Genomic DNA, 13,696 nt, shown 5'->3' on the forward strand with positions numbered 1-13,696 from the left:
GACCACCGAGATCTACCCCTAAGCCTTCGTCGGCAGCGTCAGATGTGTATAAGAGACAGCGTTACAGCAACCCCGCCCCCGCCAGAAACTTCCCCACCCGCTCCACCTCACCCGCGGACAACCCCACCTGAGGCTCCGCAGTCGCCGGACACGCGATCACCCCCCGCAAATACAGCGCCGCCTTGAACGCCCCCAGCGCCGACGAACTACCCCCCATCCGCGCCGGGTCCCCCACCCCCACCAACCCGAACAAGGCGCACAGCCGCTCCTGTTCGGCACGGGCCCGCTCCCAGTCCCCACCCCGGCACAGCGCGTCGAGCCGGACGTACCCGTGCGGATCGACGTTGGCGAGACCGGGCACCGCCCCGTCCGCGCCCAGGGCCAGCGCCGAGTCGACGAAGAGCTCGGACCCGGTGAGGACACTGAATCCGGTGATGTCCGGATGGACCCGCGCACCGGTGACGACCGTACGAAAGCCGCCAAGGTCCCCGCTGGAGTCCTTGAGCCCGGCCAGGACGCCCTCGGCGGCGAGTTCGAGGACGAGGTCGGACGGCAGCTTCGTATGGACGGAGGCGGGAAGGTCGTAGGCCACCACGGGGACCGGCGACGCGGCGGCGACCAGCCGGTAGTGGCGGGCGATCTCCGCCGGGTGGGTGCGCGTGTAGAAGGGCGCGGTCACCACCACCGCGTCCGCCCCCGCGTCCGTCACGGCGGCCACGTGGTCCAGGACCCGAGGCGTCGTCATGTCGATCGCCCCTGCCAGGACCGGCAGTTGGCCGCCGACATGAGCCACCACCGCCTCGACCACATACCTCCGCTGCCGGTCCGTCAGATACGCCGCCTCCGACGTCGACCCGAGCAGGAACAGCCCGTGCACCCCCGCCTCGACGAGATGGTCGACAAGCCTGAGCAGTGAACGGACGTCCACCTCGCGGTCCGGTGTCAGGGGCGTGCAGACGGGCGGTACGACACCGGTCAGCGGGGCGGGGAAGGTCATGAAGGCTCCATGGGGCGGCTTTGGCGAACGAGGTCGCGGGTGGACAGATCCTCCTCTACAGGATGGTGGCAACGGTAGAAATGTCCCGGTGTCGACGCGGGCGAAAAGTCCGGCATGGCGGACGCGCACACGTCGTCCGCCTTCCAGCAGCGGGTGCGGAACGGGCAGCCGCTCGGCGGTCGCGTCGCCGACGGCACCGGCCCGATCAGCGGGATCGGGTCGATGGGGTGGAGGAGGCCGGGGGTCGCCGAGAAGAGGGCCCTCGTATACGGATGCCTTGCCCGGTCGGTGACCTGGTCGGCCGGGGTCTCCTCGACGATCCGGCCCAGGTACATGGTGATCACCCGGTCGCTCATCCGCCGTACCGTCTGGATGTCGTGGGACACGAACACCAGGGCCAGGCCCAGCCGTTCCTTCAGGTCCAGGAGCAGGTTGAGGATCTGGGCGCGGACCGACACGTCCAGCGCGCTGGTCGGTTCGTCGGCCACCACCAGGTCGGGGCTCAGCGCCAACGCCCGTGCGATCGCGACGCGTTGGCGCTGGCCGCCGGAGAGCTGTCCCGGGAGGCCGTCGGCCAGGGCGCGCGGGAGGCCGACCAGCGACATCAACTCCCGTACCCGTTCCTCCCGTTCGGCCTTCGTCCCGCGACCGTGCACGTCCAGCGGATCCCGCAGTATCTGGCGGATCGTCAGCCGGCGGTTCAGCGCGGTCGACGGATCCTGGAAGATCATGCCGATGCCGGTGCCCACCGCGGCCCGTCGTTCACCGTCCGGCATCGACCACAGGTCCCGGCCCCGGAACGACACCGTCCCGGACGTCGGCCGCTGCACGCCCACCAACACCTTGGCCAGCGTGGACTTCCCACAACCGGACTCACCCACCACGCCCACCGTCTCACCGGCCGCGATGGTGAGATCGGCCCCAGTCAGCGCGTAGACCCGATCCCGGCTGAACAACCCCCCGCTGCGCGCCTTGTGCACAACATGAGCACCGGCCAACTCGACCAACGCACCACCCACTTGACCACCCTCCGCACCTTTCATACCGCCCACCCCAACCCCCCAAGGGGCGCGGGGCTGTATCCATCAGCGGCTCCGCCGCGGGGCGCGACCAGCACCCACTCACCCGCACTCCGCACACAACCCGAACCCCCCACCCCCAACCCGCTCACGTGACCACCTCGCTCTCCGTCGTCACCAGATCGATCGCCGGGTGATGGCACGCCGCCGTATGCGAACGCGGCCCCACCAGATCCGGCGCCGTCGTACGGCAGACATCACTCGCCAGCGGACACCGGTCGGCGAACCGACACCCCGCCGGGAAGTCGGCCGGGGAGGGCACGACCCCCTTGATCTGGGTCATCCGCTCGGCCGCCGACTCCAGCGACAGCACGCTGCCGAGCAGCCCGCGCGTGTAGTGGTGGGCCGGTGACTCCACCAGGTCGGCGGTCACGCCCGTCTCGACGATCTGGCCGCCGTACATCACCACCACCCGGTCGGTGACGTCGGCGATGAGCGCCAGGTCGTGCGAGACGAGGATCAGCGCGAAGCCCAACTCCTCGCGCAGGCGCAGCAGTAGCTCTATGACCTGCGCCTGCACGGTGACGTCGAGCGCGGTGGTCGGTTCGTCGGCGACGATCAGCTTGGGGTCGCGGGACAACGCCATGGCGATCAGGACGCGTTGGCGCTGGCCGCCGGAGAGTTCGTGCGGGTAGCTGCGCAGGGTGCGCTCCGGGTCGAGGCCGACCATCGTCAGCAACTCGCCCGCCCCACGGCGCCCTCCGCGCCGTATGACCTGCTTGAGCTGCGCGCGGATCGTCATCGCCGGGTTCAGCGACGACAGCGCGTCCTGGTACACCATCGCCATCTCGTGGCCCAGCAGTCTGCGGCGGACTCTCATCGGCTCGCCCACCAACTGCCGTTGATTGAAACGGACATGGCCCCGTACCCGCGCGCCCTTCGGTTCCAGGCCCATCACCGCGAGCGCCGTCAGCGACTTCCCGCAGCCCGACTCGCCCACCAGGCCCAGGACTTCACCCGGCCGCACCTCGAAGCTGATGCCGTCGACGATGTCCACGCCGTGGTGGCGGCCCTCGAAGCCGATCGCCAAGTTCTCGACCGCCAGGACCGGTTGGCCGTCCGGGTCGGGCAACGGCCTTGCCCGGGACCGGAGTCGTAGCGCCGCCTCCGTCAGACCGGGGAGCGGGAGCACCTCGCCGCTGCCCGGCTCCGGCGCGTCCAGCGGGTCCTCGTCGGGCCGTACGTCCACCTCGCGCGGCGCCGGGGCCGCCCACGCGTCCGAGACCCCCTCGGACAGTATGTTCAGCGAGAGGACCGTGACCAGCATCAGCAGGCCGGGGAAGACCGTCGCCCACCAACCCCCGGTCAGCACCATGTTCTTGCCGTCCGCGATGACACTGCCCCAGGACGGGTCCGGGGGCCGTACACCCGCGCCGATGAACGACAGCGACGCCTCGAAGACGATCGCCTCGGCGACCTTCACGGTGCAGAACACCAGGATCGGAGCAGCGCAGTTGACGGCCACGTGCCGTGTCACGATGTGTGTCGTGCGGGCGCCGATCACCCGTTCCGCGGTGACGTAGTCCTCGCCGTACTGGTCAAGTACGTTCGCTCGTACGACCCTTGCGACCGGCGGGGTGAACAGGAACGCGATCGCGCAGATCAGCACGGTGATCCCGCCGCCGAACACCGCGACCAGCACGGCGGCCAGCGCGATGCCGGGGAACGCCATCACCACGTCCAGGCAGCGCATCAGCCCCTCGTCGACGCCCTTGCGCGAGGTCGCGGCGACCGCGCCGATCAGCGCTCCGGCGACCAGGGCCAGCGCGGTCGCCCCGAGCCCGATCGCGAGGGACCAACGGGCGCCGTACATCAGCCTGCTGAGGATGTCCCGGCCCAGGCTGTCCTGGCCCATCCAGTGCTCGGCGGAGGGGTGTCCGGTGCCGCCGACGGGGAGCTGCTGGTCGAGCGGGTCGTCCGGCGCGAGGAGCGGGGCGAACAGTGCGACGAGGACGACGGCCGCCACGAAGCACACCGCGACCTTCGACAGCAGCGGCAGCCGGCGCCAGCAGCGCAGCCGGATGCCGGGCCGGGACAGGGTCTCGGCGAGCCTCTTGGGCGAGAACTGAGTGAGCATCAGGAGGCTTCCCTCAGGCGGGGGTTGACCAGCAGATAGAGGATGTCGATGGCCAGGTTCACGACGACGAACCCGGTCGCCGTCGTGAGCACCACGCCCTGGACGACGGCCGGGTCGCCGTTCTGCACGGCGTCGATCATCAGCTTGCCCATCCCGGGGAGGGAGAAGATGGTCTCGATGACGACCGCACCGCCGAGCAGGTATCCGACGCTCAGGCCCAGCACGGTGAGTGGGTTCATGAGCGCGTTGCGGAGCACGTTCCGGGCGACCACGACCCGCGGCGGCAGACCGCTGCCGATCGCCGTCCGGACGTAGTCCTTGTCCAGTTCCTCGACCACCGACGTCCGTACGATGCGCGTGAGTTGGGCCGCCACCGGGAGGGAGAGGGCCAGCGCCGGGAGGGCCATCGTCTTGAGCCAGCCGGTGAGGGAGTCCGCCGGGTTGATGTAGCCGCCGGTCGGGAACCAGCCCCGGTCCACCGCCAGGTACTGGATCATCAGCAGCGCCAGCCAGAAGCCGGGCGCCGCGACCCCGGTCAGTGACACGACCCGGATGATCTGGTCGGGCAGCCGGTCGCGGTAGATCGCCGCCGTCACCCCGCCGAGCAGCGACAGCACCACCGCGATCCCCAGCCCCAGGAAGGTGAGTTGGAGGGTGAGCGGCAGCGCGGTCGTGACCTGGTCGAGGACGGGTGCCCGGGTCAGCGCGCTGATGCCCATGTCACCGTGGAGCAGGGCGCCCACGAAATGGACGTAGCGCACAGGCAGCGGATCGAGCAGGCCGTTCCGCTCCCGGAAGTCGTGCAGTTGCTGCGGGGTCGGGTTGGCGCCCTGGAAGAACGCGGACGCCGGGTCGACGTCCGAGAAGCGCATCACCACGAACACGAACAGCACGACGCCGAGCATCAGCGGAACGAGCAGGAGGATACGGCGGGCCAGAATCCGCAGGACGGTGACCATGGTCCAACTCCCGTGTAGCTAGACCCACTTGGCCTGGAGGACATTGATGCCGGGATAGGGCTGGGCCCTTATCCCCGTCAGCTTCTTCGGGTCCCAGGCGGTCATCAGCTCGTTGTGGACCACTGGGTAGAGCACGGCCTGTTCGGCGACGGTGTCGATGTAGTCCTGGATCATCGTCTTCTTCTTCGCCGCGTCCGGCTCCTGGGTGGCCTGGTCCATGTCCCTGAAGAGCTGCTTGGCGACGGAGTTCCCGGCCCAACGGGCGTACCCCATCCAGAGGTTCTGCGGGCCGTAGTTGTAGTGCATGATCAGGTCCGCGTCGAGGCCGAACTGGTTGGGGTTGGAGGCGGCGGCGACCACCTGGTAGTCCTGCTTCTGGTCCATCTTGGTGAAGACGGCCGTGGTCTCCTGCGGGGCCAGCGTCGTCTTCACGCCGATCGCGTCCCAGGACGCCTTGATGGTCGGCAGGCAGTCGACGATCCAACTCACGTTCACCGCAAGGATGTTGATCTTCAGCCCGCTGACCCCGGCGGCCTTCAGCAGCGCCTTCGCCTTGTCGGGGTCGTAGTCGTAGACCGTCTTCGCGCGCCGGTAGGTGGGGTTGCCGGTGTCGAGGAACGACGAGGACGGCTTTCCGTGCCCCCGCAGGGCCACTTGGACCATCTTGCCGGTGTCGATCGCGTAGTGGAGCGCCTGGCGCACCCGTACGTCGTCGAAGGGCTTGTGCTGGGTGTTGAACATGAGGAACAGGTTGTTCATCCCGGCCCCGCCCGCGACCGTCATCCCGCCGCTGCGCAGCCGCTGGATGTTGGCGTAGGGGATGTTGTCGGCGATCTGCGCGCCCGCGCTCGACCCGGAGATCTTGGCGACGCGCGGCGCCGCGTCCACGATCGTCAGCCAGTTCATCGTCTTGAAGGCGGGCGGGCGCGGGCCGTTGTAGTCGGCGAACGCGGCGAAGGTCGTATTGGACTTGGGGTGGTGCGCGGTCTGCTGGTACGGCCCCGAGCCGACCGCCTTGCCCTTGATCGCGTCGTCCCAGGCGCCCGGATCGGAGAAGATGTGCTTCGGCATGATCTTCGCGAGGGTGAGGCGTGAAATCCCTTCCGGGAAAGGGAACTTGAGGACCAGCTCGACGTTCTGTGCGTCGACCTTCCTGACCTCCTTCAGCCAGCTGGCGAAGAAGCCCTGCGCGAGGGTCGCCGTCTTCGGGTCGAGGATGCGGTCGTAGACGAACACGACGTCGTCGGCGGTGACCGGCTGCCCGTCGTGGAACTTGGCGCCCGCGCGCAGCGTGAACTTCCACGAGGTGCCGCTCGTGTCCTTCGGCACGGCGGTCGCCAGCGCCGGGTAGGGCGCGCGGGTGATCGGGTCCGTGTCGATCAGGCCCTCGTAGATGTGGTTGTTGCCGGCCATGGCGAACGCCGACGCCGTCTGCGTCGGATCCCAGCTGCCGTCGTTGCCGTAGCCGATCACGGCGGTCAGCGTCCGGTTCTTGCCGGTGCCCCCGCCGCCGGTGTCGTTCGTCGACTGCGGCCCCGACGAACAGGCCGTCAGGGACGAGGAGATCGCCGCCGCCGCGCCCAGCGCGCCGGAGTACTTCAGGAACGCCCGGCGGTGCAGCGCGGGCACGTTCTGGGTCACGTCTTCGCGCATGGTTACTCCAGGAGGTACGACGTCCTACGTCCTGCGGTCAGCGCGACCATAAGAGCGGCCGTGGGGGCGGTCAAGGCATCGCACACGAATGGCGTAGCCGTCAGAGGTCGGACCAATGGCGGTTTGAAAAGGCGCGGGAATGGCGACAATTGACGCCTCATCAGGTCCGGCCGGGGTCGGACGTGGGACGTGGGACGTCTGATGCGGCTACGATGCGGCGCATGTCCGGGGAGCCAAGGAACAGTCGGATACAGCGCGAGATCGTCCAGCTGATCCTCGACCGCAAGCTCCAGCCCGGTGCGCCCCTGCCCACCGAGGCCGAGCTGATGGACGACCTCGGCATCAGCAGAAACTCCGTCCGCGAGGCCCTCAAAGCCCTCCAGGCCCTCGACATCGTCGAGATCAGACACGGCTACGGCACCTACGTCGGCCGCGCCTCGCTGACCCCGCTCGTCGACGGCCTCACCTTCCGTACGCTCACCCGGCACGAGGACGACGCGGACGCGCTGGCCGAGGTCCTCCAGGTGCGCGAGGTGCTGGAGGAAGGCCTGATTCATCGGGTCGTTGTCACCGTCACCGAACCGGAACTGGACAGACTCGAAGCGGTGGTGACCCGGATGGAGGACGCGGGCCGCGCCGGTCGGCCCTTCCCCGAACTCGACCGGGAATTCCACGAGTTGCTCTACGCCTCGCTCGGCAACGAACTCGTGCCCCAACTCCTCGGCGCCTTCTGGACGGTGTTCCGCCGCGTCGCCGGAGCCCGCGGCTGGACCGACGACCCGGCCCCCGAACTCACCGTCCGCCGCCACCGCGACATCGTCACCGCACTGCGCGCCCGCGATGTCGAGGGCGCGCAGCGCGCGATGGCGGACCACTTCCGCGGGATCGAGGCGCGCGCGGCGCAGGAGTCGCGGGGAGTGGGCTGACCTTCAGGTGGATCCTGAACTGAGCTCAGGGCGCGGTGAGTTGACCCACGATCGCCGCCCCGTCCAGCCAGACGTTCTCGCGGGAGATCTTTCCGTCCTTGAACTCGAAGACGTGCAGCATCCGGAAGGTGATCCGGCGGTTGTTCCCGGGGACGCCCAGCAGTGAGCCGGGGACCGTGCAGGTGATCAGGTCCTCGACGGTCGCCGCGTTCTCCGAGTAGTAGGTGTGGGTGCGCTCGGACTTCTCGGTGCGCAGATCCTTCACCAGCTGCTCGTAGCGCTCCTGCGCGGCCGGGATACCGACCGCCGGGCCGCCCGGCCAGCCGACGGCGTCGTGCTCGATGTCGTCCGTGTAGACGGACACGGCCGCCGCCGGGTCCCCGTGTTCCTCGGCGAGCATGTGCGTGCCGATCAGTACTTCCATTTCCGCCGGTGTGATGGAGCCCATCGAGCTCCTCCTCTCGTCGTGCCGCGCGCCGGTCGGGCCCGCGACCCCCGTTTGGTGAGACGGATATACTGTAATAAGAAAATTTTCTCACGACAAGAAGGAATTCGCATGCCCGAGGGCCGCAGCAGACAGAAGTTGCGCACGCGCCGCGCCCTGATCGAGGCTGCGGGCGCCCTGATCCGCGAGGGCCGAACGGTCACGATCGCGGAGGCGGCGGAGGCGGCCGAGGTGTCCCTGGCCACGGCGTATCGTTATTTCTCCAGCCCGCAGGAGCTGCTCCAGGAGACGCGACTCCTCATCCGTACCCCCGATGTCACCGCCGATCTGCCCGCCGACCCGGCCGAGCGCCTCGACACGCTCATCTCGCGTGTCGCCGAGCTCCAGCTCGGCGACGAGGCCATGTGGCGGGCGCTGGTGCGGGCCAGCCTCGAACGCTGGTTCACCCAGCACGAGCACGGGCACGAGGGCGGCGAGCCGGAGATCCCCACCCGCAACCAGACCCGCCTCGGCTTCACCCGCACCGCGCTCGAACCCCTCGCCGACACCCTCCCGCCCGACCTCCACCGCCGCCTGACCATGGCCGTCACCCTCGTCTACGGCGTGGAGGCGCTGATCGCGACCCGCGACGCCTGCGGACTCGACCCCGAGGAGGCGCGGGACGTGATGCGATGGGCGGGGAGCGCACTCCTGGAGAAGGCGATGCACGAGGCACCGGATGAGTGAGACACGGGAACCGTGGGACGAGCGGGACACAGGTGTCCTACGACTCCCCTCCGGCCGCCTGATCCGGGGCCGCGCCCTGCGCCGACCGCTCCCGGCCGACGGCCCGGCCCCGACGTACGGCGTGTATCTGCTGGGCAGCCCACCGCCCCAAGTCCCTTGGCCGGCACGGTGGTTGCGCTGGCCCGACTTCCGGCTGCCCGCCGACCGCGCCGAGGCCCGCACGGTCCTCACCGAGGCCTGGCAGCGGGCCCGCACCGAGCGCGTCGAGATCGCCTGCCTCGGCGGCCGGGGCCGCACCGGCACGGCACTCGCCTGCCTCGCGGTCCTCGACGGGGTGCCGCCGGAGGAGGCGGTCGCCTACGTCCGCGCCCACTACGACCGGCACGCGGTGGAGACGCCGTGGCAGCGGCGGTACGTGCGGCGGTTCGGGGCGCCTTCAGGCCCGGCGGGCCCGGAAGCGTAGGCGGCGGCTCTCTTGGTCCAGGTCCACCACCACGTCCGTGAAACCGGCCCGCTCCAGCCGGGCCGGGAGGGTCGCCGGATCGAGGGTGTTCATCGTGTCCCGGAAGTGCAACACCCGGAAACGGACGCTGGATCGACTGTCACTGCCCGCGAACGTGCCGCCCGGGCGCAGCACGCGGAACGCCTCGGCGAAGATGCGGTCCTGGTGGGCGGCGGTGGGCACGTGGTGCAGCATCGTGAAGCAGACGACGGAGTCGAACGAGGCGTCGGGCAGCGGCAGTTCGGCCCCGTCCGCGTGGAGCACGGTGGCTCGGTCGCCCCACCGGGACTGGAGCGCGCGGGCGCTGTCGGCGTCGATCTCGGCGGCGGTGAGGTGGTCGACCCGCTCGACGAGGACACGGAGGTTGGCGCCGTAGCCGGGGCCGATCTCCAGGACGTCCGCGCCGAGTTCGACGTGCTCAAGGGCCCAGGGCAGGATGCGGTCCTTCGTCGTCTGCGCCCATCCCTCTGAGCTGCACAGCTTGCGGTGGGCTCGGTTCATCGGCATACGTCGACGCTAGGCGGGGCGGGCGGTTGTCCGCCACGGGCTAGGCTGCCGTGTCATGTCGCGAGACGGACAGGAGCGGGGTAGCCGGTTCGGTACGGCCATCCTCGTCGGTCAGTTCGTCATGCCGCGCGGCACCGCCTTCGCCACGCACCGGCACCCCGATCACCAACTCCTCTGTTCCGAACGGGGGTTGCTCCGGATCCGCAGCGAGCACGGGACATGGCTGCTGCCGCCGTCGCTGGCCCTGTGGATCCCCGCGTACGTTCCGCACGCGACGGAGTCCGAGGGTGACGCCGTCATGCGCGGTGTGTTCGTCGCCCCGGTGAGCTGCCCGCACATCGACTGGCGCGACCCCACGGTCGTCGCGGTCACCCCGCTTCTCCGCGCGCTCGTCGTGCACTTGGACCGCACGGACCTGACGCCGGACGCCCGCGCGCGAGCCGAGCCGGTGCTCCTCGACGAGCTGCGCCCGGTGCCGGTGACCAGCGTGTCCGTACCCGAACCACGTGATCCCCGGGCGCGGTCGGTGGCCGAGGTGCTGCGGGCCGACCCGGCGGACGGGCGGACCCTCGCGGAGTACGGCGGTCAAGTCGGCGCCGGCGCACGGACGTTGGCCCGCCTCTTCGTCGCCGAGACGGGTCTCGGCTTCGGCCAGTGGCGGGAACGGCTGCGGATGCAGGCCGCGTTGCCGTTCCTCGCCGAGGGGCTGCCGGTGGAGGCCGTGGCGCGACGGGTGGGGTACGCCTCGGCGAGTTCCTTCACGGCGGCGTTCCACCGGGTGGTCGGAGTGACGCCGAGGCAGTACTTCCCCCGTTAACCGAGCGCTTCCGCCACCAACTCGGCAGTGTTCGCGACCAGTTGGTTGTCATACGGCGCGTCGGGCAGCGTCGGCTTTGTCGTCAGGACCGCGAGGACGACCGGGTCACCGGACTCCGTCCAGGCGATGCCGACGTCGTTGGCGGTGCCGTAGTCGCCGCTGCCTGTCTTGTCGGCGATGGTCCAGGTCGCGGGGAGCCCGGCGCGGAAACGGGCGGCGCTCGTCGTGTTGTTGAGCAGCCAGGCGGTGAGCCGGTCGCGGTCGGGGCGGCGCAGGGCGTCGCCGAGGACGAGCTTGCCGTACAGTCCGGCGATCGCGCGCGGGCTGGTGGTGTCGGTGATCCGGTCCGGCTCGGCCGAGTTCAGCTCGGTCTCCCAGCGGTCGAGCCGGGTGACCCGGTCGCCGAGGGAACGGGCGAAGCGGGTGACGGCGGTGGGGCCGCCGAGTTCGCGCAGGATCAGGTTGCCCGCGCCGTTGTCGCTGTAGCGGACGGCCACGTCCGCGAGTTGCTCGACCGTCATGCCGTCGGCCAGATGCGCCCGCGTCTGGTCGGAACCGTCGACCAGATCGGCCTCCGTGTAGTGCACGACCTTGTAGAGCACCTCGCCGTGCCGGTCCAGGTCCCGCAGGACGGCCGCGGCGGCGAGCGTCTTGAACACCGAGCACATCGGGAAGAGCTCGTCGGCACGGTGCACGACGGTCTTCTTCGTACCGAGGTGATGCGCGAACACGCCTACGCGGGCGGTGTGTTGCTCCTCAAGGGAGCGCAGGCCTGCCGTGACGTCGGTGCGGGTGCCGGTGCTGTCCGATGCCTGGGCCGGGGAGGCGCCGGTGACGAGGGTCGCGGCCGTGGCGGCACCGGCGGTGAGCAGGGTGCGGCGGGTGGCGGTGGCGGAGCGGGTCGAGGGGGTCGTAGGGGCCGTAGAGGACTGTTCGGAGCCTGAGATCACGCTCTCCTTTGTTCGGTCTGCGTCTGGTCGGTCCGCGTCGACGATCGGTCGGTTTCCGTCGACGATCTCTCCAGTGACCGACGCGACAACTCATCCCTTGGTTGCGTCGCCGTAGACCATCGGGCGACCCCCCGACGGGTGCTGGATCGGCACAGTGGGCGCATGGTGAACACACAGGGGATCACTCGGGGGCAGTTCCTGGCGGGGTCGCTGGCCCTCGGAGCGGCGGGCGCGCTGCTGCCTTCGGGACAGGCGGCAGCACGGCCGCGTACACCTGCACAGGCGACGCAGGCCCGGTGTCCCGGCCTGCGCCGGCACGGCGTCGTCTACACGGTCGGCGAGGGCGAGACCCCCGCCACCGCCTGGAACCCGCACCGGATGCGCGCCGATCTCCGGGCGATCCGCGACGAGTTGCACGCCGACACGGTCGACGTCACCGGCGACGGCGTCGGCCGCCTCACCGCGACGGCCGCCGAGGCCGCCGAACTCGGCCTGCACGTCTGGCTCCAGCCCACCCTCGCCGACCTCCCGGAGCGGGACATCCTCGAACACCTCGCGGAGACGGGCCGGTTCGCGGAACGCCTCCGGCGGCAGGGCGCGAGCGTCGACTTCAGCGTGGGCTGCGAGTTCTGGCTGTTCGTGCCCGGGATCGTGCCGGGGGCCACCGTCCTGGACCGCGTCCAGAACATCCTGAACGGCACGTTCGACCCGGCGAAGATGCAGCGCAGGCTGAACGCCTTCACCAAGAAGGCGGCGGCGCTGGGCCATTCCGTCTTCCACGGCAACCTCAGCTACGCCGCCGCTCAGGACGACGAGGTCGACTGGCACCTCTTCGACATCGTGGGAATCGACTACTACTCCTACTTTCGCCAACCGGCCGACTATGTACGTGAGTTGAGCCAGTACCAGCGCTGGGGCAAGCCCGTCGCCATCACCGAGTTCGGCACCTGCGCCTACAAGGGTGCCGAGAAGACGGCCGGCATGGGCTGGAACGTCGTCGACTACGACAAGGACCCGGAGGAGATCAAGGGCCACCTCGTCCGCAGCGAACACACCCAAGCGGCGTATGTCGTAGACCTGTTGGAGGTCTTCGAGTCGATGGGTCTGTACGGCGCGATGGCCTTCGAGTTCGTCACCCCGGACGCCCCGCACCGACCTCACGACCCGCGCCACGACCTCGACCTGGCGAGCTACGCCATCACCAAAACCGTCAAGGACCGTCCGTACGACCCGAGTTCACCCTGGCACTGGGAGCCGAAGGAGGCGTTCCACGCGCTGGCCCGGAGCTACGGTCACAGGGCGAGGGTCATGAGGAGGCGGTGCTCGCCCGGCCCGAAGTAGTCCTTGAGCACGCCCTGCTCGGACGAGAACCCCAGCGAGCGGTACAGCATGATCGCGGCGGCGTTCGTCGGCTCCACGGTCAGGCGGACCTGGTGGACGCTCTCCGTGCGCAGTCGACGCAGGGCCTCGACCATCAGGCGCCGACCCAGCCCATGGCCCTGCTGGTGGGGTGTGACGGCCAGGCTCATGATCCAACTCACGTAGCCGTCCGAGGTGTTGACGAAGAGGATGTAGCCGAGCAATCCCTCGCCGTCGTCGAGGACGAGGATGCGGTCCCCGTGGATGTCGCAGAACTGCCGGAGCACGAAGGCGGGGTACGGCTCCTCAGGGAAGGCCTCCCTGTCCACGCGCAGGAGTTCGGGCAGGTCGGCCTCGGTGATACCCCTCAGGGTCAGGTGCCGGTCGGCGCGGTCGGCTAAGAATGCCTGGTCAGCGCGGCGGCCGAGAGAGGGGAAACGTTCCTCCGGAAAAGCCGTCATACTGCCTCCTGCGGGACGAGGGTCAAGTGCGTGTTGCCACTCGTACGGGTGGTACGGGCGAGACGCGAACGATCTTCCTTTCTGGACTGTTCGACGGGGTTCCGAACATCTTGGGTGGGGCAATCCGGCAGTTCAAGGCCGAATCAGGTCGCATGAATGTATTCGCCACGATGCGCCCCCTGTGCGCCCCGGCGGTGGCTGTGACTTGACGTAGATTGCCCTACGAAATTGACGATCA

General features: G+C 69.6%; 14 protein-coding genes. 5 read left to right on the top strand and 9 right to left on the bottom strand.

Features of this window, described 5'->3' with window-relative positions; all coding sequences use genetic code 11:
- Positions 1 to 61 precede the first annotated feature (61 nt).
- The 5 genes from OO69_RS33430 to OO69_RS33450 all read right to left on the bottom strand — a co-directional run bounded on the left by OO69_RS33430 (position 62) and on the right by OO69_RS33450 (position 6,765).
- The gene (locus OO69_RS33430; RefSeq protein WP_033284630.1) at positions 62 to 997 is read right to left on the bottom strand and encodes a dihydrodipicolinate synthase family protein; all 936 of its coding nucleotides are present in this window, start codon (positions 995 to 997) and stop codon (positions 62 to 64) included.
- Complete coding sequence (locus OO69_RS33435) at positions 994 to 2,040, bottom strand: oligopeptide/dipeptide ABC transporter ATP-binding protein (RefSeq protein ID WP_033284631.1); 1,047 nt, start codon at positions 2,038 to 2,040, stop codon at positions 994 to 996. The genes OO69_RS33430 and OO69_RS33435 overlap by 4 nt, the downstream gene beginning before the upstream one ends.
- Positions 2,041 to 2,164: 124 nt before the next feature.
- A complete protein-coding gene (locus OO69_RS33440) occupies positions 2,165 to 4,153 on the bottom strand; it encodes a dipeptide/oligopeptide/nickel ABC transporter permease/ATP-binding protein (protein WP_033284632.1) in 1,989 nt (662 codons plus the stop codon).
- Positions 4,153 to 5,112 carry an ABC transporter permease gene (locus tag OO69_RS33445; RefSeq protein ID WP_033284633.1) on the bottom strand — a complete coding sequence of 320 codons (960 nt, stop codon included), beginning with the start codon at positions 5,110 to 5,112 and terminating at the stop codon, positions 4,153 to 4,155. Before OO69_RS33445 ends, OO69_RS33440 begins: the two co-directional genes overlap by 1 nt.
- A gap of 18 nt (positions 5,113 to 5,130) precedes the next feature.
- Complete coding sequence (locus tag OO69_RS33450) at positions 5,131 to 6,765, bottom strand: ABC transporter substrate-binding protein (protein ID WP_033284634.1); 1,635 nt, start codon at positions 6,763 to 6,765, stop codon at positions 5,131 to 5,133.
- 212 nt (positions 6,766 to 6,977) lie between these two features.
- Between OO69_RS33450 and OO69_RS33455 the strand changes: the two genes are divergently transcribed.
- Positions 6,978 to 7,691: a FadR/GntR family transcriptional regulator gene (locus tag OO69_RS33455; RefSeq protein ID WP_033284635.1), complete on the top strand. Its 714-nt coding sequence runs from the start codon at positions 6,978 to 6,980 to the stop codon at positions 7,689 to 7,691.
- Positions 7,692 to 7,716: 25 nt separating this feature from the next.
- Here OO69_RS33455 and OO69_RS33460 read toward each other — a convergent pair whose 3' ends face one another.
- Positions 7,717 to 8,139 carry an ester cyclase gene (locus OO69_RS33460; RefSeq protein ID WP_033284636.1) on the bottom strand — a complete coding sequence of 141 codons (423 nt, stop codon included), beginning with the start codon at positions 8,137 to 8,139 and terminating at the stop codon, positions 7,717 to 7,719.
- 108 nt (positions 8,140 to 8,247) lie between these two features.
- On the opposite strand from OO69_RS33460, the gene OO69_RS33465 reads away from it, so the two are divergent.
- Entirely contained in the window at positions 8,248 to 8,862 is a 615-nt protein-coding gene (locus OO69_RS33465) for a TetR/AcrR family transcriptional regulator (RefSeq protein WP_033284637.1), read from the top strand.
- Positions 8,855 to 9,325, top strand: a complete 471-nt coding sequence (locus OO69_RS33470) for a protein-tyrosine phosphatase family protein (protein ID WP_033284638.1) — start codon at positions 8,855 to 8,857, stop codon at positions 9,323 to 9,325. The genes OO69_RS33465 and OO69_RS33470 overlap by 8 nt, the downstream gene beginning before the upstream one ends.
- On the opposite strand, the gene OO69_RS33475 is transcribed toward OO69_RS33470, so the two are convergent.
- Positions 9,299 to 9,871 (bottom strand): class I SAM-dependent methyltransferase, encoded by a 573-nt coding sequence (locus OO69_RS33475; RefSeq protein ID WP_033284639.1) that lies wholly within the window; start codon positions 9,869 to 9,871, stop codon positions 9,299 to 9,301. The two genes, OO69_RS33470 and OO69_RS33475, sit on opposite strands and share 27 nt — an antisense overlap.
- 55 nt (positions 9,872 to 9,926) lie before the next feature.
- On the opposite strand from OO69_RS33475, the gene OO69_RS33480 reads away from it, so the two are divergent.
- A complete protein-coding gene (locus OO69_RS33480) occupies positions 9,927 to 10,688 on the top strand; it encodes an AraC family transcriptional regulator (protein WP_033284640.1) in 762 nt (253 codons plus the stop codon).
- On the opposite strand, the gene bla is transcribed toward OO69_RS33480, so the two are convergent.
- Positions 10,685 to 11,638: a class A beta-lactamase gene (gene bla / locus OO69_RS33485; protein ID WP_051801355.1), complete on the bottom strand. Its 954-nt coding sequence runs from the start codon at positions 11,636 to 11,638 to the stop codon at positions 10,685 to 10,687. The genes OO69_RS33480 and bla overlap by 4 nt on opposite strands.
- 162 nt (positions 11,639 to 11,800) lie before the next feature.
- Here bla and OO69_RS33490 point away from each other — a divergent pair, with 162 nt between their 5' ends.
- Complete coding sequence (locus OO69_RS33490) at positions 11,801 to 12,979, top strand: hypothetical protein (protein ID WP_033284641.1); 1,179 nt, start codon at positions 11,801 to 11,803, stop codon at positions 12,977 to 12,979.
- Here the strand turns inward: OO69_RS33490 and OO69_RS33495 are convergent.
- Complete coding sequence (locus tag OO69_RS33495; protein WP_033284642.1) at positions 12,931 to 13,458, bottom strand: GNAT family N-acetyltransferase; 528 nt, start codon at positions 13,456 to 13,458, stop codon at positions 12,931 to 12,933. The genes OO69_RS33490 and OO69_RS33495 overlap by 49 nt on opposite strands.
- Positions 13,459 to 13,696 lie beyond the last annotated feature (238 nt).

The sequence above is a fragment of the Streptomyces sp. NRRL F-525 genome, from assembly GCF_000716605.1.
Taxonomy (GTDB): domain Bacteria; phylum Actinomycetota; class Actinomycetes; order Streptomycetales; family Streptomycetaceae; genus Streptomyces.

Excerpts from the sequence above, each read along its gene's own strand:
- OO69_RS33490 (WP_033284641.1), top strand. The coding sequence starts at position 11,801 with ATGGTGAACACACAGGGGATCACTCGGGGGCAGTTCCTGGCGGGGTCG.
- OO69_RS33430 (WP_033284630.1), bottom strand. The coding sequence starts at position 997 with ATGACCTTCCCCGCCCCGCTGACCGGTGTCGTACCGCCCGTCTGCACG.
- OO69_RS33445 (WP_033284633.1), bottom strand. The coding sequence starts at position 5,112 with ATGGTCACCGTCCTGCGGATTCTGGCCCGCCGTATCCTCCTGCTCGTT.
- OO69_RS33475 (WP_033284639.1), bottom strand. The coding sequence starts at position 9,871 with ATGCCGATGAACCGAGCCCACCGCAAGCTGTGCAGCTCAGAGGGATGG.
- OO69_RS33440 (WP_033284632.1), bottom strand. The coding sequence starts at position 4,153 with ATGCTCACTCAGTTCTCGCCCAAGAGGCTCGCCGAGACCCTGTCCCGG.
- OO69_RS33435 (WP_033284631.1), bottom strand. The coding sequence starts at position 2,040 with ATGAAAGGTGCGGAGGGTGGTCAAGTGGGTGGTGCGTTGGTCGAGTTG.
- OO69_RS33455 (WP_033284635.1), top strand. The coding sequence starts at position 6,978 with ATGCGGCGCATGTCCGGGGAGCCAAGGAACAGTCGGATACAGCGCGAG.
- OO69_RS33460 (WP_033284636.1), bottom strand. The coding sequence starts at position 8,139 with ATGGGCTCCATCACACCGGCGGAAATGGAAGTACTGATCGGCACGCAC.
- OO69_RS33480 (WP_033284640.1), top strand. The coding sequence starts at position 9,927 with ATGTCGCGAGACGGACAGGAGCGGGGTAGCCGGTTCGGTACGGCCATC.
- OO69_RS33450 (WP_033284634.1), bottom strand. The coding sequence starts at position 6,765 with ATGCGCGAAGACGTGACCCAGAACGTGCCCGCGCTGCACCGCCGGGCG.
- OO69_RS33465 (WP_033284637.1), top strand. The coding sequence starts at position 8,248 with ATGCCCGAGGGCCGCAGCAGACAGAAGTTGCGCACGCGCCGCGCCCTG.
- OO69_RS33495 (WP_033284642.1), bottom strand. The coding sequence starts at position 13,458 with ATGACGGCTTTTCCGGAGGAACGTTTCCCCTCTCTCGGCCGCCGCGCT.
- OO69_RS33470 (WP_033284638.1), top strand. The coding sequence starts at position 8,855 with ATGAGTGAGACACGGGAACCGTGGGACGAGCGGGACACAGGTGTCCTA.